Origin of the sequence: Nitrospira moscoviensis, assembly GCF_001273775.1 — a bacterium.
In the GTDB taxonomy this organism is placed as follows: Bacteria; Nitrospirota; Nitrospiria; order Nitrospirales; family Nitrospiraceae; genus Nitrospira_D; species Nitrospira_D moscoviensis.
Genome location: NZ_CP011801.1, coordinates 3,874,788 through 3,901,195 on the forward strand (window position 1 = coordinate 3,874,788; position 26,408 = coordinate 3,901,195).

Annotated in this window: 21 protein-coding genes; 11 read left to right on the forward strand and 10 right to left on the reverse strand. The window is 63.8% G+C overall.

Annotated elements, in window-relative coordinates; all coding sequences use genetic code 11:
- The first annotated feature begins 6 nt into the window (after positions 1-6).
- On the forward strand, positions 7-249 hold the full coding sequence (locus NITMOv2_RS18845; RefSeq protein ID WP_145976429.1) for a hypothetical protein: 243 nt from the start codon (positions 7-9) through the stop codon (positions 247-249).
- 204 nt (positions 250-453) lie between these two features.
- The gene (locus NITMOv2_RS18850; protein ID WP_053382159.1) at positions 454-2,289 is read left to right on the forward strand and encodes an ABC-F family ATP-binding cassette domain-containing protein; all 1,836 of its coding nucleotides are present in this window, start codon (positions 454-456) and stop codon (positions 2,287-2,289) included.
- Here NITMOv2_RS18850 and NITMOv2_RS18855 read toward each other — a convergent pair.
- The 3 genes from NITMOv2_RS18855 to dinB all read right to left on the reverse strand — a co-directional run bounded on the left by NITMOv2_RS18855 (position 2,286) and on the right by dinB (position 5,671).
- The gene (locus NITMOv2_RS18855) at positions 2,286-3,737 is read right to left on the reverse strand and encodes a high affinity choline transporter 1 (RefSeq protein WP_053381338.1); all 1,452 of its coding nucleotides are present in this window, start codon (positions 3,735-3,737) and stop codon (positions 2,286-2,288) included. The two genes, NITMOv2_RS18850 and NITMOv2_RS18855, sit on opposite strands and share 4 nt — an antisense overlap.
- 130 nt (positions 3,738-3,867) lie before the next feature.
- A complete protein-coding gene (locus tag NITMOv2_RS18860; RefSeq protein WP_053381339.1) occupies positions 3,868-4,296 on the reverse strand; it encodes a hypothetical protein in 429 nt (142 codons plus the stop codon).
- Positions 4,297-4,561: 265 nt separating this feature from the next.
- The gene (dinB, locus tag NITMOv2_RS18865; RefSeq protein WP_053381340.1) at positions 4,562-5,671 is read right to left on the reverse strand and encodes a DNA polymerase IV; all 1,110 of its coding nucleotides are present in this window, start codon (positions 5,669-5,671) and stop codon (positions 4,562-4,564) included.
- 298 nt (positions 5,672-5,969) lie between these two features.
- Between dinB and NITMOv2_RS18870 the strand changes: the two genes are divergently transcribed.
- Positions 5,970-6,326, forward strand: coding sequence for a hypothetical protein (locus tag NITMOv2_RS18870; RefSeq protein WP_053381341.1), 357 nt, complete (start codon positions 5,970-5,972; stop codon positions 6,324-6,326).
- Positions 6,327-6,335: 9 nt separating this feature from the next.
- Here the strand turns inward: NITMOv2_RS18870 and NITMOv2_RS18875 are convergent, their stop codons facing one another.
- On the reverse strand, positions 6,336-6,809 hold the full coding sequence (locus tag NITMOv2_RS18875; RefSeq protein ID WP_053382160.1) for a gluconokinase: 474 nt from the start codon (positions 6,807-6,809) through the stop codon (positions 6,336-6,338).
- Between the two features lie 61 nt (positions 6,810-6,870).
- On the opposite strand from NITMOv2_RS18875, the gene NITMOv2_RS18880 reads away from it, so the two are divergent.
- Positions 6,871-7,302, forward strand: coding sequence for a hypothetical protein (locus tag NITMOv2_RS18880; RefSeq protein WP_053381342.1), 432 nt, complete (start codon positions 6,871-6,873; stop codon positions 7,300-7,302).
- Here NITMOv2_RS18880 and NITMOv2_RS18885 read toward each other — a convergent pair.
- Both NITMOv2_RS18885 and NITMOv2_RS18890 read right to left on the reverse strand, forming a co-directional pair.
- Complete coding sequence (locus tag NITMOv2_RS18885; RefSeq protein ID WP_083448396.1) at positions 7,239-7,889, reverse strand: DNA-3-methyladenine glycosylase I; 651 nt, start codon at positions 7,887-7,889, stop codon at positions 7,239-7,241. The genes NITMOv2_RS18880 and NITMOv2_RS18885 overlap by 64 nt on opposite strands.
- A gap of 33 nt (positions 7,890-7,922) precedes the next feature.
- Complete coding sequence (locus NITMOv2_RS18890; RefSeq protein WP_053381343.1) at positions 7,923-8,873, reverse strand: NmrA/HSCARG family protein; 951 nt, start codon at positions 8,871-8,873, stop codon at positions 7,923-7,925.
- 308 nt (positions 8,874-9,181) lie between these two features.
- Between NITMOv2_RS18890 and NITMOv2_RS18895 the strand changes: the two genes are divergently transcribed.
- A complete protein-coding gene (locus NITMOv2_RS18895) occupies positions 9,182-10,516 on the forward strand; it encodes a M12 family metallo-peptidase (RefSeq protein WP_187299271.1) in 1,335 nt (444 codons plus the stop codon).
- Between the two features lie 13 nt (positions 10,517-10,529).
- The gene (locus tag NITMOv2_RS18900) at positions 10,530-11,015 is read left to right on the forward strand and encodes a hypothetical protein (protein WP_053381345.1); all 486 of its coding nucleotides are present in this window, start codon (positions 10,530-10,532) and stop codon (positions 11,013-11,015) included.
- Positions 11,016-11,067: 52 nt separating this feature from the next.
- Here the strand turns inward: NITMOv2_RS18900 and NITMOv2_RS18905 are convergent, their stop codons facing one another.
- A complete protein-coding gene (locus NITMOv2_RS18905) occupies positions 11,068-12,603 on the reverse strand; it encodes an ATP-dependent DNA ligase (protein ID WP_053381346.1) in 1,536 nt (511 codons plus the stop codon).
- Positions 12,604-12,823: 220 nt separating this feature from the next.
- Here NITMOv2_RS18905 and NITMOv2_RS18910 point away from each other — a divergent pair, with 220 nt between their 5' ends.
- Complete coding sequence (locus NITMOv2_RS18910; protein ID WP_053381347.1) at positions 12,824-13,030, forward strand: YtxH domain-containing protein; 207 nt, start codon at positions 12,824-12,826, stop codon at positions 13,028-13,030.
- Positions 13,031-13,077: 47 nt separating this feature from the next.
- Complete coding sequence (locus NITMOv2_RS18915; RefSeq protein ID WP_053381348.1) at positions 13,078-13,494, forward strand: cupredoxin domain-containing protein; 417 nt, start codon at positions 13,078-13,080, stop codon at positions 13,492-13,494.
- Between the two features lie 120 nt (positions 13,495-13,614).
- Here NITMOv2_RS18915 and NITMOv2_RS18920 read toward each other — a convergent pair whose 3' ends face one another.
- The gene (locus tag NITMOv2_RS18920) at positions 13,615-15,648 is read right to left on the reverse strand and encodes a C1 family peptidase (RefSeq protein ID WP_053381349.1); all 2,034 of its coding nucleotides are present in this window, start codon (positions 15,646-15,648) and stop codon (positions 13,615-13,617) included.
- A gap of 315 nt (positions 15,649-15,963) precedes the next feature.
- Here NITMOv2_RS18920 and NITMOv2_RS18925 point away from each other — a divergent pair, with 315 nt between their 5' ends.
- Genes NITMOv2_RS18925 through NITMOv2_RS24100 form a run of 3 tightly spaced genes read left to right on the forward strand, consistent with a single transcriptional unit; the run spans position 15,964 to position 17,603 of the window.
- Positions 15,964-16,398: a hypothetical protein gene (locus tag NITMOv2_RS18925; RefSeq protein WP_053381350.1), complete on the forward strand. Its 435-nt coding sequence runs from the start codon at positions 15,964-15,966 to the stop codon at positions 16,396-16,398.
- A gap of 51 nt (positions 16,399-16,449) precedes the next feature.
- Positions 16,450-17,310, forward strand: coding sequence for a class I SAM-dependent methyltransferase (locus tag NITMOv2_RS18930; RefSeq protein ID WP_053381351.1), 861 nt, complete (start codon positions 16,450-16,452; stop codon positions 17,308-17,310).
- Positions 17,311-17,318: 8 nt separating this feature from the next.
- Positions 17,319-17,603: a TfoX/Sxy family protein gene (locus NITMOv2_RS24100; protein ID WP_053381352.1), complete on the forward strand. Its 285-nt coding sequence runs from the start codon at positions 17,319-17,321 to the stop codon at positions 17,601-17,603.
- 97 nt (positions 17,604-17,700) lie between these two features.
- Here NITMOv2_RS24100 and NITMOv2_RS18940 read toward each other — a convergent pair whose 3' ends face one another.
- Both NITMOv2_RS18940 and NITMOv2_RS18945 read right to left on the reverse strand, forming a co-directional pair.
- Positions 17,701-24,690: an RHS repeat domain-containing protein gene (locus NITMOv2_RS18940; protein WP_187299272.1), complete on the reverse strand. Its 6,990-nt coding sequence runs from the start codon at positions 24,688-24,690 to the stop codon at positions 17,701-17,703.
- 20 nt (positions 24,691-24,710) lie between these two features.
- On the reverse strand, positions 24,711-26,252 hold the full coding sequence (locus tag NITMOv2_RS18945; RefSeq protein ID WP_083448197.1) for a S8 family peptidase: 1,542 nt from the start codon (positions 26,250-26,252) through the stop codon (positions 24,711-24,713).
- Positions 26,253-26,408 lie beyond the last annotated feature (156 nt).

Consider the following 26,408-nt stretch of genomic DNA (forward strand, 5'->3'; position numbering starts at 1 on the left):
CACACAATGCACTGCACACGCTGCCGGGGGCTGATGGTTCAGGACCACTTCATGGACTTCGAGGGCACGTCGGGCTACACCTGGGCCCGGAGCTGGCGCTGTATGAACTGCGGCCACGTCTACGATTCGATCATCCGGCAGAATCGCCAAGTCAAACCGGAGCCGGCCTTGATCCCGGCGGGAGAGCCGGACTATCAGGACGATGAAGTCCATCTGGGACATGAATCCTACTTGGCGCGGGTCGCCTAACGGATCCGTCGCCTCCTTATCAATTGGATACCGGCATCGCCCCTGGCCTATGGGGTGAGCCGGTCAGGGTAAGGCTGCCGCCTGACAGTGGCAGGATCTCAGCCGTCCTTGGTACACTGCTTCCGCCGGAGCTTCTGGCTGGTCTCACCAACCCTGCCCGACCTCTCATTGCGATTCATCTTCGGCATTACCACATTGGATTCCATGCCACCGACCATTCTGCTCAGTTGCGACTCGATCAGCAAGAGCTTTGGCGTCAAGCCGCTCTTTTCCGACTTGTCCCTGTCCATCCATGAAGGGGATCACATCGGACTCGTGGGCCCGAACGGCTCGGGCAAATCCACTTTGCTCAAGATCCTGGCGGGCTTGGAGCCGCCGGACCGCGGCGCCCGATCGGCGCGGCGGCATGTTCGCATCGGGTACGTCCCGCAAGAGCCGGCCTTTCCGGACGGCCGGTCCGTCGAAGGGGTGTTGGCCCAAGCCTTGCGGGACGAGGGATTGGATCCGCACGAGCAGGGCAACCGCATCGCCAAGGCTTTGAGCGTCGCTGAATTCCGGCAGGCCGACCAACCGGTCGCTGCGCTTTCGGGCGGATGGAAAAAACGCCTGGCGATCGCCCGGACGCTGATGATGGAACCGGACGTCCTGCTGATGGACGAACCGACGAACCATCTGGATATCGAGGGCATTCTCTGGCTCGAATCGCTGCTCAACACCGAACCGCGCGCATTCCTGGTGATCAGCCACGATCGCCGCTTCTTGGAAGCCGTTGCCTCACGCATGCTGGAGTTGAACCGCTGCCATACCGACGGCGTCTTCGAAGCGAAAGGCCGCTACAGCGATTTTCTGGAACAGCGGGACGCGGCCCTCGCAGCCCAAGCGGACTATCAGGCGTCGCTGGCGAACCGCGTGCGCCGCGAAATCGACTGGCTGCGGCGGGGCCCCAAAGCCCGGACCACGAAAGCGAAGGCCCGCATCGACTCGGCGGGCCGGTTGATCGAAGAATTGAACGACGTGCACGCGCGGCGGGAGACGCAGGCGGCTGGAATCGACTTCACGTCGTCCGGACGCCGGTCCAAACAATTGCTCGTCGCCAAGGATCTGGGCGCATCGCTGGGCGGCCGGCCGATCGTGCGGCATCTCGACCTGCTGCTGGGCCCCGGCCAGCGCGTAGGAATACTCGGTCCGAACGGAAGCGGTAAAACGACCCTCCTCAAGCTCCTTGCCGGGACGCTGGCGCCGGATAGCGGCACCCTCACGAGGGCGGACAAGCTTCGGATCGTGACCTTCGAGCAGCATCGGGAATCGTTGGATCAGGCGGCCACCCTCCGCCGGTCTCTGGCGCCGCACGGCGACGCGGTCGTGTATCAAGACCGGTCGGTGCACATCGTGTCTTGGGCGAAGCGATTTCTGTTCAGGCCGGAGCAGTTGGATTTGCCCGTCTCGCGCTTATCCGGCGGGGAGCAGGCCCGCCTGCTGATCGCGCGGCTGATGCTGCAACCGGCCGATGTGCTCATCCTCGACGAGCCGACGAACGACCTGGATATTCCGACACTGGACGTGTTGGAAGACAGCCTGCTGGAATTCCCGGGCGCGCTGGTCCTCGTCACCCATGACCGTTGGCTGCTGGACCGCGTCTCCACCATGTTGCTGGCGCTCGACGGTGAAGGAAAGGCCGAATGGTTCGCCGACTACGCGCAATGGGAGGCGGCGCAAACCCGCCGAGCGCCGGACAGCAGCCGGACATCCAAGCCGACAACCGGCGGTCCCGACCATACCCCCTCACAGAAAACGAAGCGCTTCACGTACCGGGAACAACAGGAGTGGGACAAGATGGAGCAGGCCATCGCGAAAGCCGAGGGCCGTTTGGCCGCCTGCCGGGCCGCGGCCGACGATCCAACCATTGTCTCAGACGCCGAGGCGCTTCGCGTCCGCTATGCGGAATTGGAGTCGGCGCAGGCCGAAGTGGACCGGCTCTATAGCCGCTGGGCCGAGCTGGAAGAGAAACGCAATCAGGCGGCCGACAGCCGACCGGCTTAGACGCGGTTCGCTTCGATGCAGCGGCGTTCCGGCACCGCCTCGCCGGACATGGCGGACGGTACGATCGAGCCCAGGACCATGCCGACTCCCGCCATGAGCAGGCCGATCAACTGCGGCGGCCACACGGCATCCGCCGGTTGAAAGAGTTCCCCGCCGACCCAGGTCGCCACGCCGACGCCGATGGCCCAAAGCGCGCCGCGCGTCGTGGCGCGCTTCCAATAGAGCCCGGCAAACAACGGAACGAAGGCGGCCACCAGCGTGATCTTGTACGTGTTCACGACCATCTTATAGATGCTCGAATCCGACCACAGGGCGATCCCCAGCACCGTCGAGGCAAAGGTCACCAGCACGACCCGCATGAGGCGGAGAAATTCCGCGTCGTTGAGGCGGGACAGCAGCGGCCGGATGACGTTCTCGCTGAGCGTGACCGACGGGGCCAGCAGGGTGGCGCTCGCGCAGCTCATCACGGCGGACAGCACCGCGCCGAAAAAGAGAATTTGCGCCGCCATCGGAGTATGTTCCAGGATCAGGGTCGGCAAGACCAATTGCGAATCCTGCTCCAGCAGCGCGCCGAATTTGACGGGCTCCACCAGCGTCGCCGCGTAGGCGAGAAACATCGGGACAAAGCAAAAGACGAAGTACAAGCCGCCGCCGAGGAGCGACCCGCGCACCGCCGTCCGCTCGTTCTTCGCCGACGTGATGCGCTGAAACACGTCCTGTTGCGGGATCGATCCCAGCATCATGGTGACCCAGGCGCCGATGAAAGGGATCCAGGCCGAGGCGGCGGGCGGCGGAAAGAAGTCCAGCTTGCCCGCCGCGGAGGCGTGGCCGATCACGGCCCCCACGCCCCCCGCCAGGCCGCTGACCACAGAAGCGATGTACAGCAGCCCGCCCATGATGACGGAGATCTGCACGAAGTCCAAGATCGCGACGGAAAACATGCCGCCGAAGGTCGTGTAGGTCAGCACGATCGCAGCCCCGATCACGATGCCGGCGGACTGGCTCACGCTCCCGTGCGTCACGACGTTCAGGACGAGACCGAGCACTTTGAACTGCGCCGCCACCCAGCCGACGTACAAGACGACGACGGCGATCGTACAGAGCACTTCCACCGTTCGGTCGTAGCGGATGCGATAGTAATCGCCGACGGTCAGCAGATTCAGCCGATACAGCTTCGGCGCAAAAAACAGTCCCGCCAGAATCAAGCAGAGGCTCGACCCGAAGGGATCCGCCACGACGCCGCGCAACCCTTCCTTCGCGAACGTGGCCGAGATGCCGAGCACCGCTTCGGCGCCGAACCAGGTGGCGAACACGGTGGCCGTGACTACCGGCAGGGGCAGACTGCGCCCCGCGACGGCGAAATCCTTGGAGTTGTGCACGCGGGTCGCGGCATAGAGGCCGATGCCGACGGACAGGAGGAGATAGAGGATGACGAACCAGAAAATCACGCGCGCAGGATAAAGCGATCACCGCGCGCAATCAATTATTTATTCACGTTATTATTCACGCGGCTGCCGGCGTCGCGGAGGAACGCCGCGGCGGCGGTGGGCAGCGCCGCCGCGGCGGGAGCACGGAGGATCAGAACGACCAATAATGAGAGGGGCCGAACGTCAGCCGGCAGCCGACGAGATAGAGCTCGCCGTGCGACTCGACCTGGACGGCCTTGGTCCACTGTACTTCGTACAGGTTCATGGATCGGCGCCACCAGGACTCGGGAATGTGCAGTTCCATGAGTTGATGCCGGCGCGGAGCCTGCCCCATCAACACCAGAATACCGTGCGCGCTGCGGTTGAGGCTGAAGACCTCGCCCTGTTGGATGGCGACGGCTTCGTCGTCGATGGACTCGCAGAGTTCGTAGGTGCAGATCTTCCGTTCGTCGGTTCGCGGCTCACCGCGCCGGGTCGGCACCGCCGTCATCAGCCGCTCACCGGCGCGGATCTCGGAGGCGATCGACTCTGCAGCCCGAGGTCCGTCGAGGTGGTGGATTTCTTTGGTTCGTATCACCATGTGAAACCTCCTGGTCACCGGCGAGCTTGGCTGGCCCTTGAGCAAGGGACGTACCGGCTTACGCTTCGGGCTCCGTCATGAAAAATCACCTACTTTCACTTTTATGCGGCCTTCTCATTCCCAGTCCGGCCGGAGCCGCGAATGGAATCTCGTGCACTCCGCGTGACGCAGCGCTAGTATGTCCGTGGTTCTGCATGGATTTTTCCCGCTGTACAGAATTCCCTACAGAGCGCAGGACGAACCCTGCACTAGCTGCCTGAGTCCCTCACTCCTGTCCGTACAAGTTGCGTTGGCGTCCTTCATCGAGTTGCTCCACCCGCAGACCCAGAAGACGGATCGCCTTCCGCCGCGGATTGTCGCGTCGGTCGAGAAAGGGCATGAGGAGCTTCAAGGCCTCCCGCCGCAGCGTGACCGCCTCCCCCGCCGGTCGGGCCAGCGTACGGGCGCGCGACTTCGTTTCGAAATCCGCGAAGCGGACGGTGAGCACGATGGTCCGAAACCGGTGCAGCCCTTCGCGGTGGAGGCGGGCGATCACATCCCGGCTCAACGCGGCCAGCTGCTCCACCAGCAGGCGGCTGTCGCGCACGTCCGTTTCAAACGTTTCCTGCTCCCCGATGGATTTCGGCTGGAAGGACGTTTCGACCGGCGTCGAGTCGAGGCCGCGAACTTTGTCGTAGAGCTCCACGCCGCGCTTGCCCAACAGGCCTTCAAGTCGGGCGGGGCCGAGCGTCTTCAGATCCCGCACGAGCATGATGCCCTGACGGGCCAAGTGCCTTTCAGTCTTGGGGCCGATGCCCGGGATGGCGCGCACGGAAAGCGGCTCCAAAAAGGCTTCCGCTTCCGCTTCGCGCACGACGGTGAGGCCGTCGGGCTTGCGGAGGCCGGAGGCGATCTTGGCGATCAGCTTGTTGGGTCCGATGCCGACCGACGCCGTCAGCCGCTGTTCCGTGCGGATCGCCTGCTTCAGCTCGCGGCACAGTCTCTCAGCCTCCTCGTAGGAGCCCGTCGCGCTTACATCGCCGTACGCTTCGTCGATGCTCGCCGGCTCGACGAGCGGAATGAATCGGCGCATGATGCCGAGCACGGCGTCGGAGACCCGCGCGTATTTCGCCATATCGACCGACACAAAGGTCACCGGCGGTTTGCCGGCCCTCCGCGCCGCTTCGGACAGTCGCCAGGCGACGGAAATCGGCGTGGCCGAGTGGATGCCGTAGGCGCGCGCCCGATAATTCGAGGTGGCCGCGACGCCGCGGCCCTTGCCGCCGCGCGGATCGGCGCCGACGACGAGCGGCAAACCGCGGAAGGCGGGGGTGTCCCGCTCCTCGATCGCCGCGAAAAAGGCGTCCATATCGAGATGCGCCACGATTCTCGGCATGCTACCGTTCCTGCGTCCTCCCCTAGGGCTTTACCGAGGCTGCACCAGGGCGCGATGTTGCTACGATGGCGCTCGCCATGGCACCCCGGCCTGATCCCATCCCGCCGCCCGATCCGAATCCGCTTCCTCCGCACCCGAGCCCCCTGCCTTCGCCGGAGGCTCCGCCGCCCGATCCGCTGCCGGCTCCCGGCCCTCCGGTGCGGCCGCCGATTCCACGCCTGAGCCTCCACCGTTTCACCGCGTTTATCATGGCACGCGTCTTCGTTCCATGTCTGCCGAACCATGAAGGAGCACCATCATGAAATCGATCATCTGTTCCCTCGCCGCCACGGTCCTCATCCTCGCCGGCAGCTCGGTCTTGGCCAATCCCTCCATGCTGCCGAAACACGAGGGCTATCCGATGGGCAAAGCCACGGATCCGGTCACCGGCCAGCCCCTGTCGAACGATCCCGGGCAAAAGAACGCCTCGGGAGAAAAGGCGCTGCAACAGTCGGCCATGGCCGATGAAGCGCATACGAGACAGCAGCTGAGAAACCAGGACGATCAACGGATTATCGAGAAACCCGGCGCGGGCGTGCTGCCCAAAGTACAAGGCCCGCAGATCGTGATCGACCCCCCGGTGAAGGAAGCGACGAAGGCGCAACCGAACCCGTAAGCGCGGTGCTTACACGTCGAGAGCGGCGCGAATCTGGCCGACAATGGCGGTCGCCGGTTCGCCGGCGTCGACCACCAGCGCGTCGGCCGGCTCTTCGAGGATCTCGCACTGGCTGGCGAGCAGCGCTTCGCCCATGAAATGACCGGTGCGCTGCGCCAGCCGCTGTTGCAGGAGGCGGCGGTCGGCTTTGAGGTAGACGATCCTGACCTGGTCCCGATGGCCGTCCAAGACCGCCCGGCGATAGGAGGCCTTGAGCACGGAGCAGGCCAGGACGACCGATTCCCGGCGCGTGACCCATTCGCGGATCGCCGCATGGATGCGCGCAAGCCAGGGTCCGCGATCTTCATCGGTCAGCGGAATCCCGCGGCTGAGTTTGTCGATGTTCGCGGGCGAATGGTACGCGTCTCCGTCGCAGAACGGCCACCCGAGCGCCGCAGCAAGTTGACGGCCGATGGTCGTCTTTCCGGCTCCGGCGATACCCATGAGGAGGATAACCATGCCGACGCTGTGCCGTCTCGCTTCTCAACCGTGGAGGCGACCTGAGATGACTACCGGAGCCGGCCGCCGCGGTTTGATACTCTTCGCCGCCTTGGCGATCGCCCTGGCCCTGTCGCTCCCGCAAGTCAGCCCGGCGCAGTCGGTGCCGGGCACGTTCCAGCCACAACCACCGCTCCAACCGCCGAGCCAAGCACCGGTGGTGGTCCCGCAGATCCAATTTTTCTCCGCCCCTACCAGCGCGCTGCCGGCCAATGTGCTGACTCCGCTGACCACCAACCAGCTGGCCCCCAGCACGGGCGCGGTGGCGCCCTTCGGGCCACCCCGTCCCTTCGGCGGAGCCGGACGCGGTCTGCCCGGGATGCCGGGCGGCCCTCCGCTGAAAGCCCCGATGGGCGCACAGGATCCGACGGACGATTACATGCGGCCGCCGGCCATCGGACCGCTCTTTTGCGACCCGGCCGTCAATATCCCGTGCTGACGCCCCGATCGGCTCGACGCCGGGCGGCGGAGAAAGCAATCGAGCGTATGATCGTTGACGAGACCGACGGCCTGCATGTAGGCGTACACGATGGTACGGCCCACGAATCGGAAGCCGCGTTTCTTCAGATCGTTCGACAGCGCCTCACTCTCGGCCGTCGCGGCGGGCACCTCGCTCATGGCCTTCCAGCGATTGACCTTGGGCCGGCCGCCGACGAACCGCCAGACATACGCATCGAACGACCCGAACTCCCGCTGCACCGCGAGGAACGCCCGCGCGTTGGCGACCGCCGCGTCGATCTTGAGCCGATTGCGGATGATGCCGGCGTCCCGCAAGAGCGACGCCTTCTTATCCGCGTCGAAGCGCGCCACTTTGACCGGGTCGAACGAGGCAAAGGCGCGCCGGTACCCCTCGCGGCGGCGCAAGATCGTCTCCCACGTCAACCCGGCCTGCGCCCCTTCCAACAGCAGCATTTCGAAATGGGTCCGGTCGTCATGGACCGGCCGGCCCCATTCATCGTCGTGATACCGGGTCATGTGCGGCTGGCGCCCGGCCCAGGCGCAGCGCCTCTTCCGCGTCCTCGTCATGCCGAACCGGCGTCCCATGTCGGAGCGAGGCGGCTACTCGAGCGGAATGCGCGCCCGGTTCGCAGCCAGCCACTGCGCGAAGGTCTGCAGGGCAGGATTCAGCGAGCGGGACAGGGCCAGATCGCGCACGCCGCAAAACGCCTCATTGAAGTCATGCTTGAATTGAAACATGTTGCCCAGATCGTCGGCGCCGGGAAATCCAAGCCGGCGGTAGGCGTCGAAGGACATGGCCTGGTAGCGGACAGGTTTGCCGAACGCGGCCGTCATCGCCGCCGCCATTTCGGCTCCGGTGAGATGTTCGCCCACGATGCCGACGGTCTTGCCGATGAAGTCCCGCCCGCGCAGGAAGAGGCCGAGACAACACTTGCCGATGTCCTCGGCCGCGATGCCGGGCAGCTTTTTGTCTCCCATAGGAAGCGCAAAGACCAAGTGCCCGTCGGGGCCCTTCTTCGGTCCCATGCCGAAGTGAATCAAATTGTCCCAATAAAACGAGGTGAGCAGCAAGGTGGTTGGCACGCCCGCTTTGGCAAACAAGACGTCGGCCTCGCCTTTTGCGTCGAAATGCGGGACCTTGTACTTTCCCATCAGCGTCGGCATGCGCGGATCGCTCAACGGCACCCAGCGGCGCGTATCCTCGAGCGTCGACCAGACGACGTGCTGCACGCCGGCCGCCTTGGCGGCTTGCGCCATGTTGCCGGCCTGCGCGAGCTCTTTCTCGGGCGAAAAATGCTCCCAGAAATTGGTCAGGCAGAAGACGCCGTAGCAGCCGGTGAACGCCCGCGCGAGCGAGGCCCCATCGTCCAGATCGGCCGCCACGACCTCGACGCCTTGCGCTGCCAACGCCTTGCCCTTGTCGGATTGCGGGTGGCGTGTCAGCGCGCGGGCGGCAAACCCGCTGTGCGATCCGTGAATGAGCGCCCGCACCAACCCCCCGCCCTGTGCTCCGGTGGCTCCCACGACGGCGATCGTTTTCTTGTCGGCCATAACCCCTCCTTTTGGACAGAGACTTACGATAGCGTGGCGGATAGGGGGAAGGCTAGGGCCAATTTCGTGAGACACACTCGCTCCCGCCCTCTCCACCGGGGTGGAAGCCGCTCCAACCATCCAGGTGCAGGCTGGCCCAGCCGGCGTGGACGAATCCTGCCCCGTCGCCGCAATGTTTCCTACGGGCTTCCTCCGTAATACCAATCATTTTGCAACCGCGCTCGTCGTTCCAGATGGCATGTGACTTGCCCTTGTACCCTCAACGATCGGGAGTTGTCAGTATGGAGAGGCCCCCAAGAATTACCCACATGGCGGTCGGCATCTTGTGCCTCGCCTCGCTGCTCATGCCGCGGCCGACACAGGCCGCGGGTGCTTCTGCACCGGAGCCGCCCGTTCCATTGTTCGCCTCGGCTCCGGCCGCTGATTCCTCCCACTCCGCTCAAGCCGTTCCGCCGCAGCGTCCGCCACGTCCTTGGATTCGGGCCCAACGAGGAGTGACGATCACTCCGGACGCGCTGCGCCGGCTGAGCCGCCCCGGAGCGCCCAAGCACGCCGAGCTCACCATGGACCTCATCACGGCCGGCACCCACACCGCCGAGGTGGCGATGCGTGAACAACAGGGGCGGCTCCGGAGCAGTCGCGTGTGGGCCGGCGTGCTGAAAGAGATCCAAGACAGCGACGTCATGCTGGCGGTGAAGGACTCCGTCTTGGTGGGGTCCGTGCGGATCGGTCGTACGATCTACGACATCCGGCCGAGCGCCGGCGGCGGGCATGTGCTCGTGGAGATAGATGCGGACCAACTCCCCGATGATCACCATCCGATTCCCGTGAGCCGGGACGAGCCCGGGGCTCCCGACGACGCCGGCACGGCGCCGGCTGCCGGAGACTCCGGCTCGATCATCGACGTCATGGTCGTCTATACGCCCGCCGCCAAGAACGCGAACGGCGGGCAGAGCGGCATCGAAGCGCTCATCGCGCTCGGCCTGTCGCTGGCCAATACGGCCTTGACGAACAGTCAGATCAACACTCAGTTCCGGTTGGTCCATACGGCCGAAGTCGCGTACAGTGAATCGGGCAGCTACAGCACCGACCTCAGCCGGCTGCGCATTATGAACGACGGCTTCATGGACGACGTCCATGCGTGGCGCAACCAGTATAGGGCGGACCTCGTGGCCCTCATTGAAGACGATCTCGGCGGAGCTTGCGGCGTGGCCTATGTCATGACGACCGTCAGCCAAAGCTTCGCCAATTGGGCCTTCAGCGTGACGCAAGACAGCTGCATTTCGAACTACACCCTCGCCCATGAGCTGGGCCATAATATGGGGTCGCAGCACGACCGCGCCGAAGGCGGCGCCGGCGCGTATCCCTATTCGTTCGGACACAAGGAACCGGGAGTACACCGGACAATCATGGCCACCACCTGCTCGCCCTCGTGCTCGCGCATCAATCATTTCTCGAATCCCAACGTCCGCTACCAAGGGGCCTGGGTCACGGGCATCGATCACACTGCGGATCCCGCAAAGTCCGCCGACAATGCGCGGGGTTTCACCAATGCGCTGTCCACGATCGCCAATTTTCGCGCGGCCGGAGACCTGACTCCTCCCGCGGCTCCCGCCAACCTGCGCATCACCGGTGTGCGATAACAAGAGGTTCGTTGTGCCTCCCGATCGGTCTCGACCCTTCCTAAGAGCGGCGGCGGGGCTCGCGCCGGCCCTGCTGCTCGGCGCGATATCCTGCGCGTTCGCGGTCCCGCTCTGGTCGCCGACCGGTTCGCCGGCGGAGCCTGACGCCAAAGGGCGGCAGCCGTGGCTGCTCCGGGAACAGACGATCCGCTTCAATCAGCAGGCGCTGGAGGCGCTACGCGACCTGACCCGCCCGGTGGAGCCGGCTCTGGAAATCACGCTGATGGACGGGACGTCCCGAACGCTGGCGATCCGCAGCCGGACGGCCGGTCCGCTCGATTCGACGGTCGTCACCGCCACGTTGCCCGACGTGCCGGACAGCGAGCTCACGCTGGTGATTAAGGGACAGGCCGTCGCCGGCACCCTGCATATCGGCCGGCGGCTCTTCAAAATTCAGTATGCGGGCGATCACCGGCATCGGCTTGCCGAAGTGGATGCCGACACACTGCCGCCCGACTGACCGCGGTTCGCATTGGCCCCGCCCGCCCAACCCCTGTTCTCGAAGCGGCTCGCTACGTTCGTTGTGCCTGGAACAAAGCGGCCACCGTCTGAATCGTGTCGGCTTGATCGACCGGCTTGTCGGGACGGTAGCGCTTCACCCGCGCGAAGCGGAGCGCCAAACCGGCCGGGTAGCGCGGCGATTCCTGGATATCGCTGAAGGCGATTTCGGCGACCAATTCGGGCCGCACGAAGACGGTATAGGCGTCCCGGTGGGTTTCGAGGGCCAGGAGCTTCGCGGTCTGCCAGCGCAGCATCTCGTCGGTCAGCCCTTTGAACGTCTTGCCGAGCATCACGAATCGGCCGCTCTCGGGATCGCGAGCGCCGAGGTGAAGATTCGAGAGCCAGCCTTCGCGGCGGCCGTTGCCCCATTCGGCCGCGAGGATGACGAGATCCAGCGTGACGGCTTCCTTGAGCTTCAGCCAATGGAAGCCCCGCTGGCCCGCGCTATAGGGAGCGGTCAGCGATTTGGCCATGACCCCCTCGTGCCCCGCGTCCAGCGCCGCGTGAAAGAAGCGCCGCACTTCGTTGGCATCCCTCGTCTCGACGCGGGGCACCATGACCGAAGGCGCGAGGTCACGGAGCGCCCGGGTCCGCTCCCGGTACGGCTCGCTCAAGAGGGACGCCCCGTCGAGGGCCAGCGCGTCGAACAGGAAGGGCGACAGCGGAATCTCGAGTTGGAGCGCCGCCACGTCTTTCTGCCGGCCGAGCCGGCGCATGGTGATCTGGAAAGGTTGCGGCCGGCCGTCGGGGCGCAGCCCCAACGCTTCGCCGTCCAGCACCGCCTCGCGCGCCGGCAGCGTCCTCGCCCAGTCCACGATCTCCGGCAACCGGTCAGTCACATCCTGCAACTGCCGCGTGAAGACGCGGACCTCATCGCCCCCTTTGTGGACTTGAATGCGGGCGCCGTCCAACTTGTATTCCCACGCCGCGCCGTCCAGCCGACCGAGCGCCTCGTCCACATCCTCGGCGCTGCTGGCCAACATCGGGGCGACAGGTTTGAAGAGTGTCAGCGAGAAGCGGCGGAGCCCGGGCGATCCCTCCTCCAAGGCGACACGCGCCAACGCGCCGATGTCCGGCGCGAACATCGAGGCCTGGCGGACGTCGGCCGGCGGGAGATGAGCCGCCTTGGCGATGGCATCCAACAGCACGCCTTCGAGCGCGCCTTGTCTGATTTCGCCGACGAGCAGCTGGGACAGAAAGCGCCGCTCCTCCGGTGTGGCGCGGCCGAACAGCCGGCGCAATGCCTCCACGCGACGTTCCGTAGACCCGGCGCCCTGCTCTTCCGCCAACCTTTCGAGCGCGCCATCCACATCAGCCAGCGCCAAGGGCTCACCGATCGCGGGCGCGCCGGTCAACGCCTTCTGGATCATGCTCCAGCCGATCCCGATTCTGCCTTGCGACAGGGAGCCGGTGAGATACAGCGCGGCCAGCTCCATCCCGCGGCCGCGCGCTTCGCGCAGGACCTCGGCGAGGAGCGAGACTTTTTCGGACTTTTTCGCCGTGGCCCGGACGCGGCCCACGACTTCGACCAAGCGGGCGAGCTGCATGGTTCATTATAGACCGCCCTCGTCACGCGGTTCGATCAGCCGCGCCGCCTGCGTCGCCCTGCCAGCCGTTTTCTCAACGGCGGATCTTCCCGTTGCCCGATCACGAGGGCTCCGGCCCCGTCGCCATCCGACCGAATACGGCAGTTATTGACTATATGGTCATAATTGGTTTATTGTTCAGTCATGGCTATATGTTCTACATTAAATGGAAAGGAGGCCCATGATGAATCACAATGCACAAACCGCGATGTTGAGTGGAACGGCCCTCATGACGGGGCTCCTGGTCGGGATCGGAGCGGGCCTGCTGCTGGCGCCGGAGTCCGGAGCTCGCACCCGCCGGCGCCTGCACCGCTTGGCAGAACGCCTTCACGACCATGCCGGGGTCATCGCCGATGAAGCCAAGCAGGCCGTGACCGGTCTCTTGTGAGCAGAATCACTATGCGGAATCTCCCTAACAACAGAAAGGAGTTTGCGATGACAATCAGAACAGGTGTCGTCTTAGCCGCATTGCTGATGATGGTCGGATGCGCCGGTACGCCGATGACCACACGGACGGGCGTGGTTCACGATATCAAGATCGAAGAGGGGCTCACGCCGTCCGTGCTGACGGTCCAAGTGGGAGACGAAGTGCGATGGGTAAATCACCGGACGATGCCGGCCCGGATCGATTTCCTCGACGGAGCCGTCGACGATGTGTCGTGCCTGCGAGGATTTTCCAACTGGATCGGGATGAAGCAAGAGTCCTTCACGCTGGAGTCGAATGAAACAGCCAGCCTGTGTTTTTCGAAGGCAGGGCACGTGACGTATAACGTCAGGATGGATTCGGCACTGCCGGGCGGCAAGCAAATCGTCCCGGGGGAGATCCGAATCGGGACGATGGCGATTCATTGAACATGCCTCAAGGCTCCGGGGCGGCACCCCGCCGCCCCGCCCTTGTTCATGAACCAGCGGAGCGCCGGAGAACAGTAAGATCTCCGACCGCTACCTTCCGCCGCTTAGGCTCCAGGGCGCTCACGCGCCGACTCGCCTGTCTCCCTCCGATTTCAGTGCGAGGGTGCGCCGTACGTCCCGTAACGAGTGCGCCGACCGTTTGATGGGAAATCTTTGAGTGACCTTCCCTTCGTTGAGAATTCTTGCCAAGGTGGCCTGGAGCGTCGGCCCGTCGTCGTCAAAATCGCCGTGGCTCTGGGAACGGGACGCTGTCTTCGTGCCGATGGCGTCGCCGTTCGGCGCTTTGATCCAATCGGCCTTCCCGACGGCGAAGAGGGTGCGGAGGGCCGCGTCGTCCGTCACGAACCTTTCCATCCCGAGAATCGGCGTGCCGTCTTTCCGGATCACCGGAATGCGGGGGATAGCTTCGAAGGCATTCGAGACCAGGTACAGCAGCGACTTGTGATAGATGTTCGCGCAGTGATCGTCCCGCTCGGCCTGATCGGTGAGCGTGAACAAGGTCAATCGCCCGATGGCGCTGCTCGTAATCGCCGGCAGATACGCCTGCTTGAAGAGATCGACGGTGCAGGCCGGCGCCCAGAGTGTACAGGTGGCGATCGTCTGATTGTGGCCTTTCTCGCCTTTCATCGGACCGTTCGGTATGGCGCCTTTGGAGGTGAGCGCCTGTACGATCGGCGCGAGGAAAATCGACCCGGCGCTGTGTCCGAGCACGTGCAGTTCGATGCTCGTGTCTCGTCTCATCAAGGCGGCCAACTGCTCCAGCACGAAGCGGGCGCCGCCGTCCGGATCCTTGGTGGAGAGCAGGGCGTTCTCCTTCATCTCATCCCAGACCGCTTTGCCGCTGAGCATTCGGGCGAGCGGCTCCAGCACGTCATCCACCCGGTCCAGCATGAAGTCTTTGGCGGTGTCCCACAGGCCTTCGGGCCTCCGCTGCCGCACCGCGTCGGTCAGGATGTTCTTGACCGTCGTCCAGTAATCCGTCTTCCAGACGAACGCGAGGGGATAGATTTCGGCCTTGAGCAACGCTTCCCGATATTCAGCCACCCGCTGCAAGGCGACATCCTCGGCCACCAGGCCGCCATGGGCGTAGAGGAGAAGGCGTTTCCTCTTCCACGATTTGATGGTTCGGGGAAGCGTCCGCTCGAAGATCTCGACCACGTCGTGCTCGGTCGTGCCGAACGTATCGGTCGGCCGCAAGCGGCCGTCGTTGCCGATGCTGATGACATGCGGGCGGAGATCGGCATACGTAGACGCCAGCGACGGGGCGCTCACCATCGTCCCGACGGCCACGACGGTGGCTGTTTGCTGCATCAAGACCGGCACCGCCAGCCGCGCCACCCACACATCGCTTCCGTTCGCCAGCCAATCGTCATAGGTGATGAGCGCAAAGCCGTTCAGTCCCCACGCCGTCCCCCACGAATTCTGAATCCACAATCCGCGGTGGTCGTACGCGACGATGGCGAAGGCATGGCCGCCTTGAATCCCCTCAGCGAGCGGAATCACGCCGGTCCGCGTGTCGACCTGATCCCAGCCCTGGTGGACGGTGGCGGTCGCATACAGAATCCCCACTTCCGCCAGCGCCGCATGCATCGCCACCAAGTCTTTATGATTCACTCGATAATAGGCGCCCAGCGGCCGGTTCAGCGCGTCGGCGGCCCGCGTTTGCGTCATGTGCGGATCGGGCTTTTTCGGATCGTATGGCCAGACCGCCGACGCACAGACGCCGTGCTTGTACCAGCCTTTCATCGCGCCGCGCGCGCTCGATCCCTCGTACTTCTCGCCGGGCCACTCGTCGTAGCGCTTCGCCATTTCGTACAGCATGCGCGGGCTGACCGGCGTCTTGTCCGGCTGCACTGTGCGACCACGCAGGAGGTAATTGGCTACCGTCGCCAGGCCGAAGCCGGTACAGGCTCCCTCCCGGCCTTGGTCGAGAATCGGCACGCGTTTCTTCTTGTACGCGGCGAGGTCGATTCGAGGCGGAACTTCCACCAATGTGGCTTCGTACATCCGGTCGCGAAAATCGACCGTATCCGGCCGGGCATCGAAGCGACGCTGAGCCAAGGGCACCGGCGATGAGGGTTTGGCTGTCGGCATGGCAACCTCCTGAACGTTAGCGATTGGGACGTAAGAAGTGAGGATCTGGACGATCGCCCAGCTCTGCACACGTTATGCCGCTTCCCACCCCACGCAGACACCAGCGTACATTGAGCGTTCCTAGCCACTAAGTCTTAAGGAGACGGCAGGGAGCGAATCCATCTTGATACAGGCCTGTCCACAAATGGATCCATCCGTACGCGAACCGGCCTGCTCTCAGCCGTCGAGGCTTGATCAGGGGAGGCCGAACGACGCATGATGGAAGCCTCTGGAGAGGCTCTGTCCAAGGAGCCATTCTCAACCAAGGAGGAAGCGATGCGACGACAGATTGTGGTGGGGACCATCGGGTTGCTGCTGGTCGGTCTCGGCGGCTGCAGCTATCTCTTCTATCCGCATGCGAAGGAGTTCGCAGCGAAAGCGAAAGGGGCGAGCCACGTCGAGACGTTGATCAATCTCACGAGCATGATGGAAGCCAGCGCCAAAGCGGCGAAAGGCGGCAAGGGCTACGATCAGCCGCTCAACGACCTCCACAATCAATTCCACGCGTTCGACGACAACCTGTGCTGCGTCGAAAAGGAGACGCGGGAGAAACCGGCTCATGCCCTGGCCGTGACGCACAATAAGGAACTGTGGGCGATCTTCAAGCGAGTGTGGAAGTTCAAGGACGACCAGCCGCAGCGGGATCAGCACCTCGACCTGTTCGCGTCCGAAGTCAAAGAGTTGCGCGAGACCTTGCAGATGCTGAAATGAGGGAACGAAGTCACCGGTCATCGGTCATTGGTCAGTAGAGAGAGATACCCCATGGCTCAGCCACAGACTCCGCAGCAAGTCATCGAGGCGCAACGCCAGGATTGGAACCGTGTGGCCGGCGGGTGGGAGAAGTGGGACGAGTTCTTCGACCGACAGATGGCGTTCCTGAACCATCGGCTGGCCGGCGATGCCCGGCTGAGAGAGGGCCTGCACGTCCTCGATCTGGGCTCGGGCACCGGCTATCCGGCGCTCTTGGACGCGCAGGTCGTCGGACCGGCCGGCCGCGTGGTCGGCGTGGATCTGGCCGAGCAGATGCTCGCGGTCGCAGAGCGCAAAGCCAAGCGGCTTGGGCTCACAAACGTGAGTTTCCGCACCGGCGACGCGACGACGTTGCCGTTCGGCGCAGCCTCGTTCGACGCGGTGACGAGCCGCTTCTGCCTCATGTTCTTGCCCGAGATCCCCAAGACCGCCGGCGAGATCGCGCGCGTGCTCAAGCCGGGCGGCTGGGTGGCCGCCGCGGTCTGGTCGGCGGCCGAAAAGAACCCCTCGATGGGGCTCGCCATGGCGGCGATCAAGCAACTCATCGAGCTCCCGCCGCCGGACCCGACCGCGCCCGGGATTTTTCGCCTCGCCAATCCGGGCGAGCTCGCCGGCCTGTTCCAACAGGCCGGCTTGATCGATGCGGCGGACCAAGAATTCCTCGGTGAATGGTCCTATGCTTCGGCGGAGCAGTACTATGCGAGTCTGATGGAGATTGCCGCGCCGGTGCACAATCTCATGGCGAAGCTGTCGGAGGCGCAGAAGCAGGAGGTGAAACGGCTCATCCTCCAGGCCGCCTCACAATTCACGCGCGGCGACCGCCTCACGTTTCCCCTTGCCGTCCGCATGGTCTCCGCTCGCAAACCAGTCTAAAGACGCGCATGACGAAGCGCGAGAGCGGCTTCAAAGACTTCGTGCTCGACCAGCTCGCCGATCTTTCCGGACTCACCTGCCGGGCGATGTTCGGCGGCTACGGACTCTACCAAGGCAAGGTGTTTTTTGGGATCATCCACAAGGGTCAGCTGTACTTCAAGGTCACCGCCGACACGCTCCCTACCTATCAGAGCCAGGGCATGAAACCGTTTAAGCCCAATGCCACACAGACTCTCAAGTCTTTTTACGAAGTGCCGGTGGACGTGATCGAAGACAGCGTGAGACTGGACTGAATGGGCTCAGCAGGCCGCTTCGCATAAAGACGTCCTCAACAAGAGTTGAATCCGATACATGGTCGTACGGTCCATCACCGCATCAATGACGCTCCGATTACCTCGGCAGCCACGGCACATCGCCCCAGAGCGACCGCGTCGTCCGCGGCATGCTTCGGATGCGCGACGGGACGAACTCAAGCCATTCTCCCTGCGCCTGGAACAAGGATTCCAGATCCAGGAAAAAAGAGCCGCTTGGATGAGCATTCACGGCCCTGTTGGGAGCCAGAACCCGAGTGCCCATGGCCTCAGCCAACTGTTTGGCAAATGCCTTCGGCCCGACTCCCGTGTTACAGGAAATCAGGCGGACGACCATGCCCGGCCGGAATCCCTTGGCCTTCGCCAAGCTCGCGATGGTTTCAGGTGACAGCGCCCACCATTTGACTCCGTCAAAAATGCCGACGGACCCGGGGTTGCCATGGACGAAGATATCGAATACGCCGGGCACCGGAGGAAGATTTTTGGCAAAGTCCTTGAGCAGGTCGTCTCCTTCCTTGAACCCGAACAGCACCAGTTTTCCGGATTTCCAGGTCGGCCAGCCGACAGGATCGAAATCCTGCGCCGGCGGCAAGGCCGATCGCCCGGCCGTTGACGATGCGGCCGCCTGTTCGGCGGCGCCGGCTCCGCGCCCGGCCCGGCCGGCGGCCGTCGCGGGGCCACGGGGGACCGGGGGAGCGGTCTTGGGCGCGCCGGGACTGAGTCCGGGCTCCATGCTCCCTCGCACCTTCCCCGTCATGCGGACATGCCGAAGCTGGTCGAGCTCGCCGAACAGCCGCGTCGCCTGGCGCAGCTTCCAGAATTCTTTGGCCAGGACGCCGGCGCCCGCGAAAAACGCCGACATGGCGACCGACTGACCGAGATCGTCTAGCCCGTATTCCTCTTTCAGCACGACTTCGACGACCGTCATATCGATCGCCACACCCAAGGCGGTGCTCGCCGCCGTCGCCAGTGGATACTGCACCGCCGTTGTGACGGCGTACGGCAGCAGGACCGGCGCCGCCAGAAGAGCCATCCCCGTCAACGCATTTCTCTGCCCCGTGCTGATCTGCTCGTGGAGGTAGTCGGTGCGGGCCTGCTGCGCCGTTTTCTCCCGCAGTTCCAGATTGCGGAGAGGGTCGTGACTGACCTTGCCCGTATGGAGATCGAACGCCGCTTCCATGAACGGCTCCCAACGGGCATGGAGCGACATCAGCGGGAGCTCACGACGCGGGTGCTCCGGTCGCAGGGCCACCAGATCTTCCGGACGAAGATCCTTGTCGACTCTCGGGAGGATGACCTGCCTGCGGCGGGCGTCACTCCGGACGGCGGAGTCCAGAATCTGTCCGACTTTCAGATACTGACGCGTCGCGACGTCGTACACGAAGGCCAGTGAGCCGTCGAGATCGAAGAAGGGATACACGAGGGAGGGCGGCGGCTCTTTGGCATCCCGCACGTCGTAGTGCGTGCGGACTCGAATGGGCCCGACATCGAGGCCGTCGGGGTGCGGCACGTAGGCCGTCTCGACTTCTTCGGGAACGCCCTTGCTGTCGGTCCGGATCTCCAGAAACGGCAGACGCCCGTCGTAGAGAAAGCGCCGGTCCCGGTACACCGGCCCTCCGTACACGATGCTGACCAGCCGGTTGGCGTAGTCATAGTAGTAATTCACCGTTCCCGTTTCGTAATGACTGTCGGCATACTTGTCCCCGACCTGAGAGACAAACTGTCCATGATCGTACTCATAACGGTAACGGTTATCTTCACTCAGCGATCCGTTCTGGTCGTATCGGAACCAGGTGGTGTACTGTTTCTTGACCGCATCGTCCGCCAAGGCGGCCTTCAACTTGATGTCACTGAGCCCCGCCGGGAGGTCGCCGTGTTGCCAAAACTCCGTCTTCGCGAGGTGATTTCCCTCGTAGAGAAACTTCATCACCTCGCCGGAGACGACGTCGTTGCCGAGATAGCCGTAGAGAAACGGCCGGCTCGTGTGGACTTCCTGGGACGTGAACATCGCGGTGACACGGTCGTTTTGGTAGCGATAGAGGCGCCGGCTCGTTCCATCGGCGCTCGTATCCGTCGGTTTGTCCGACCAATGGAACGTCGAGCTTACCTTCGATCGCACGCCCCAGGCCGTATAGTCGATCGCCGTCTCGTCGGTGTGCCTGGAGTCGAACGGCATGGTGATGCGGGCCGCTTGGCTCAACGGGCGGGAGTCCGCGTCCAACTGCGACTCGAAGGTCGCGACCAGGCCCAGACTCGAATAGACTCTCGCCTGGACCGGGCGCCGCGCCGCATCGTAGTCGTAGACCGTATCGTCCGTGCCGCCGATGAGGCGCCGGGCTAAACGAGTGGGGCCGGAAAATTCGTAGACGATTCCCTGGCCGGGCTGGGATTCCCCCGACGCGTGATGACGGAGGATGTGCACCCGCCCGACATGGTCGCGTTCCGACTGGATCGTCCAGGCCGGGTCCCGGCCGATCGACGGCCCGCGGAGCTCCGTACGCGCCCCTACGGAGTCATAGGAGTACTCCAGCCGCAGCGGACGGATTCCCACGATCTGCTCGTCCCACCAGGGGTTCCCGAGGCTGTCATAGGCCAGCTTGTTCTTGATCATGCCGCGGTATCGACCGGCTTCGACGATCCGCCCCAATCCGTCATAGACAAACGTGTCCTGCGTGGATCCCGAAGGCGCATGGCCGGGATAGCGGACGGCGATTTCCTTCGTCCGATCCTCGAGGTCATAGGTGTAGGTTAGTTTCACGCCATCGGAGCGCTCTTCGTCGGTCGGGTTTCCCCGATCATCGAATTTCGTGTACACCCGTGCCTGGCTGTCTTCCTGCAGGCGCTCCAGCAGTCCTGCGTGATCATACGCGCGCGCCGTCTGATGGATCGTCCGCTCGCCGCGGGACACCGCGGATGTGAGAAGCCGATCGTGGAGATCATAGGTGCGGGTCACGATCAACTTGTCCACTTCCAGGTTGGCGTATTGTTCGTCACGAACCCCGCGTCCGAACCCATCGAACTCGAACACATCCATCCGGCCGCTGTGTTCCACCTTCGCGCGAAGGTTGCCTTGGGAGTCATAAGCCAACTTGGCGCTGGACCCTCCCGGCACGGAAAAGGAGGAGAGACGGCCCAGCGCGTCGTAGGTCATCGTTTTGACGAAGTGGCGCGTCGCCTCCTCGCGCTTGGGCTGGCCGTCTTTCTCCCGAAACGTCACCTCCCGTTCCATCTCCGTGATGCTCGTCGGGAGGCCGCCCGGTTCATAGGCGTAGCGGACTTCGTTCAACAGCGGATCCGTGTCGCTGTCTTTCCGGTGACCGGTGTACTTGAATGTGCTGTGATTCTTGCGCGCGTCGATCAGCGTGAGCACTTTGCCCTCCGCGTCGCGGACCAATTGCTCCGCCCGCAGGCCGGCCCCGAATCCGTCGGGGCCCACGATATGTTCCTTGGTCTCGATTTTGTCCCCGATTTCGTCGTACTGAAACTCGATGAATCGGAGCCTGACCGGCTTGCCTTCGTGGTTCTTCCCCTGGACGTCGATCTTCTGCGTGGTGCCGTCAGGGTTCAGTGGGGTGAGGATGACCGTGCCTTCCGGCGTCACTCTCTTATAGGGCCGATCGAACGGATCGGGCTCGTAGGCGGTCGCGCTGCTCCCGCCCCGTTTCTGTTCCACAAGATTTCCGTTGAGATCGTACCGGAAGGTTTCGGTCAGCTTCCCACCGAACGTCTTCCCAGCGACATTGCCGAGGCGGTCATAGTGATAGGTAATCGTGAATCCTTCCGGTTCCTGGACGGAGGCCAGGTTTCCTTCCGCATCATAGGCCTGCGCCCGCGTCCGGGAGAGGGCGCCCGCCGTCTGGGTTTCGCTGACTTGAAGGTTCACGAGGTTGTACTGATAGGTCTTGGTCAATTGGAACGACTGGGCCGGCACCCCCGCGAACATCCCGTCGGCGGGAAAGTTGTCCTGCACGGTGATCTGCTCTTGAACCAAATTCCCGTTCTCGTCGTACTGATAGGTCGTGCGGTTCTTGAATCCCTTCTCGGCATCGTCCTCGATTTTTTCGCGGACGAGATCGCGCTGGTCCACCTTCAGCGTCGTGACGGTCTCGCGCGCATCGGTAAACTTGGTCATGTTGCCGCGGACGTCGCGGCCAAACGCCGCGTTGTCCTGCGGGTCTCCTTCGTCGGACACCGACAGGAGGTATCCCGCCGGGCTATGAGCGTACACCGTCTTGTGATGGAGCGGGTCCGTTTCCTGAAGCAGGAGTCCGGTCGAGGTGTACTCGTATGTCGTTTCAATGGGCGACAGGGTTTCGCCGGCCGCCGTCGTCCTGACCGGATGCCGGCGGACGATGGGATTTCCTTCGGCGCCTTTAGTGAAATAGTCGTAGTCGAGCTCCGTCACGGCTTTGCCCGGCCCTTCGATGCGCTTGAATTGGTTATAGAGCGGCTCATACGTGTAGGAGGTGACGATCGAGGAATAGGGGAGCGGATTGGAACGGTCGCCGGCCAGCAGCAATTGTTGAACGAGGTTGCCCTTGGCCAAATTGTTTAGATACGTGACGCCGCCTTCGCCTCCCGTTCCCCCCTTTGCGATTCCCAGCGTCGGCGCGGTCGCTGCCCCGGCGGATGAAGACAGAGAGGAAGCCGACGACGCGGACGAGGGAGATTGCAGCAACCCGTCGCCCCCGCAATTCAAGCAGTCCCTGATAGGCCCTTCCGTGACCGGACCGCCGTCGCCGGCATAGTGATATTCGATCCGGTTGCCTTCGGGCCTCGTGATGCTCGTCACCTGATCGCTCGCGTTGTGCTGGATCGTCGTGGTCGCCGTCCCGCTGTCGTCTAGCTTCAGGTCGAGCCGCCGGACGACATAGGCGAGGCCGGTCCATTCCATCGTGTAGACTTCCTCCCGGCCCCTGGGCGACTGGACCGTCACCGGACTACCGGGTTTGCCCTCCCATCGAAACTGCGTGAGGCCTCCTTCGAAGCCTCCGGTCTTCGTGCCGGTCCCCGCATGCCCGTGCGTCTGGTTCTGGATGCGCTTGAGGTCGCCGTCCTGCCGCCATTGATTGTTCAGATAGGGATCGCCGCCCTGCGCGGTTTCGCGCGGGAGCGTGAGCGTCTCCAGGTAATAGCGCCCGTCGTGCTCCGTATAGGAATAGGTGGTCGTGAAGCGGCCGTCTTTTCGTTCTTCGGCTTTTTCAAGGACCGGCTGGCTATCGCGGCCGCGGTAGTGGTACTCCGCTTCCCGCCCGTCGAACTCTTCTTTGATCTTCTTAAGCCTCAGCTTGGGAAAGGTGCCCGAGATGATCTGTCCCTTATAGTTCGTGTGCACGAGGCCGTTGCCCTCGATCTCCACCCACTCCAGCGAGTATGTCCGCTCCGCCGTGTCCGTGATCTTCGCCAGCGTCGGGTTGAACGTCAGCGGGTGAAACACGGGATCGTACTCGAACGTCATCCGGTTGTCGTGCCGGTCCAGGATGTAGAGCAGGATGCCGCGGCAGCTATAGACCTCACGGTACCCGTTTCCGTACCGCATCACGTAAAAGATGTCGCCCTCGTAATTGGGATGGCCTGCGAACGGCGACGGATGATTGGGCAGCACGACGTACCGTTCGAGTTCCGAGAACAGATTGCCAGGCGGCTTGTAGTAAGTGACCCAGGCATCGAATCGTCCGCCGAAGTTTTTCACCATCTGGAACCGGACGCCGTTGGGTTTCATCTCCTCGACCCGGCCGTTGCCGCGCAGATAATGAACCGGGCCCGGATTCATCAGCCCTTCGACCCGCAGGCCGAATTTCGGGTTCAGCACGCCGCCCTGGGGAATCAGCCGTTTGTAGTACCCGAAGTCCCAGTTGTAGCCGAACAGTCCGCCTTCCTTCGTCTTGATGTTCGAGCGGTAAAACCGCGTGGCGTTGAAATCGACGCCGACGGATTTCACGTAGAGATCGTGCGCGAAGGTGAAAAAGGAGAGATCGTGCAGCCACACATGATCACCGGCGATCGCCGGATCGTTCAGCGCCTCCTGACCCGGCTCCTTGGGGGGCGGTTCGATGAATTCTTTGACGTCGGGAAGCCCGACCTTCATCCCGAATCCCTGGCTGCCCTGCCCACCGAACAGCTTGCAGGCGACCGCCTCCTCCTTCTCCTCCGACGGCGGGGTGGAGGTCGGCGGGTCTCCCGGCGGCGAGAGGTCAGGAGGCTTTCCCGGCGTCTCGGGCGGGATCGGAGTCTTGGGAGGCCTCGGTGTGGTGGGCGGCGTCGGCGGGCCTCCACCCGGTGGCCTGGTGATGGTCCCACCGCTGAGATCGTCATTGGCTTTTGCGACGACGGGAGGACCCATCGGAGGCCGGACGACGATTTGGTCCCAGCCGGACCCGATCTCGGTTTCCTGATTGAGGCTCATCCTGAAGGTCGACGTACTCCATGCGGGAAGTGTCTTCAAATCAGGACCCTGCGCCGCATCCGGTCCATAGCCGATCGTCTCGCCTCTGACGAACTGTTCGGGCGTCGGAGGCTGCTCCCGCGTGTGGGCCACGGCACTCGCTCCTACCTCGACCGAGGCCTCGGAGCTGCCTGATGTTCCGGATGGCGAGCCGGCAGACGACTCTGCTCCTTCCGCCATAGCCACGGTGAATTCCTTTTCCGGTCTCCAGGCACCCAGGCCCGGGACGAATCCGGATTCCGAAGCGGGGAGAAATTCTCGGCAACGATCCAGCTCGCACAGCTTCAGGGCCGGGTTGTCCTTGCAGATCTTCTGGGCGTCTTCCTCGCTGCCCTGGAAACTGACGAGCGCCCAGCCGCCATAGGTCGAGAAATCCGCCGGGATCCGCACGATTTCGTAGCCCGGCAACTTCTGAGCCTTCGCAAATTGTTCCGGATCGACGGCGGGCGGCACCAGGAGCGCCTGCCGCGTGGCGGGGCTGAAGCGATAGGAGGTTGAGTACGTCGGTCCCCGCGCGAGGTCCTCGGCGGCCACCGGCGCCATCCCACGGTCGGTCGCCGCAACAAGGGCCGCGATCGCGAGACTGAGCGCGGCACGGTGCGCCGGGGTTACCCACTCCCTCACGCTCATCCTCCCATCGAGGTTTACTTCACGTCCAACGTGCCGCGCGCCTCTTTCGTCTTCTTCCCGTCCTGCGCCACCACGCGCACCAGCCACTTGCCTTTCGCCGTAATGTCCTTCACAGGGAAAGTTCCCAGCACACCGTCATCCACCGGCTTGCCGTCCACTTTGGCCACGGTCTTCCAGGATGCCGGCTTGTCTCCCTGGCCCAGTTGCAGCTCATAACTCTTGAGTTGACTACCGACCGCCGTGCCAGAGACTTGAATCGCAGTTTTCCCGTCCACTTTCACGGGCGCCACTTGGGACACCTTGACGGTGAGAAAGTAGTGTGGATCGGCCTTTAACGCCGCGACGGCGTTCAAACGCCCGGCGCCGGTGAAATGATCCCAGCCCGGCTCCTCCACGTCGTCCGCGGATTCGAGCAGCATGCGCTCGACTTGGACATTCGTGAGTTTCGGATTGCGCGCCAGCAGCAAGGACGCGACGCCGGCCACGAACGGAGCCGCGAACGAGGTCCCGCTGGCACGGTAATAGCGGGCGCCCGGACCGACGAACGCCTCGCCGGCCCGATAGTCCTCCGCTTCGGACACAAGCACGAAATCCGTCCGCCGCGCGCGCAACGACAGGATGTCGACGCCCGGGGCCGCGATCTTGACCGAGCGCCCCCAGTTCGAAAACTCGGCGCGCTTGTCGTCCGGGCCGGTTGCCGCCACGGCAATGACGCTCTTCGACGCGGCCATCCCGTAATCCGCGGTCTGCTCCGCCACGTTGCCCGACGCCACCACGACGAGCACGCCTTTCTCATACGCATAGTCGATCGCGAGCTGCTCGACCTGCGAGATCGCGTGGCCGCCGAGGCTGAGGTTGATGACCCGCGCGCCCTGGCGCACCGCATAGAAGACCGCTTCGGCGATCCCGGTGCTCCGTCCTCGCCCGAGGAAGTTCAGGACCTTGAGCGGCATGAGTTGCGCGCGGGCATTAATGCCGGCGACGCCTTCGCCGTTGTCCGTCGCCGCCGCGATGATGCCCGAGACGTGTGTGCCGTGCCCGGCATGGTCCCAGGGGTTATTGTTCCGATCGACGAAGTTCCAGCCGATCAGGTCGTCGATGTAACCGTTGCCGTCGTCGTCGACGCCGTTGGGCTGCTCCTTCGGATTGCGCCAGATGTTCTCCGGCTTGAGATCGGGATGGAAGTAGTCGAGTCCCGTGTCGATGACTGCGACAATGACCGGCGTCTTGGATGGGAGCTCAACGTCCCACGCGGTCCCCGCGGAACCAGGCGGAGCAAATCCGATTCGATGTAAGCCCCATTGATCGGCAAATGATTGCCCCCACGTTCCCGTTGAGCGAAAGAAGGGATCGTTGGGCCGTATCGGCTCCGCGTCGGCTGCCAAGGCGGACTGGAAAAAGACAGGGGGCAACTCCCCGCGGGAGAGCGACGACGCGACGCCGAAGAGCACCAGGAGACCGATGAGCACAGGCACCGCGACCCCTCCGGGCGAGAATGAGCGCTGAGCGGCGGCAGACACGCTGGAGTTTTCCGCCTTGCCTAGAAGGCGTGGCATGCTCGCACCTCAACCACGGTATGGTCCGAAGGGCGCGGAGATTCTTTAAAATTCAGCGCTGGCCCGCAACCCCCATTTGGGTGAAGACAGTCCGTGGCGAATCCCCCGATGCAAGTATGGGATGGATGTCAGTCCGCCAGGTTGGCTGCCCGCCGG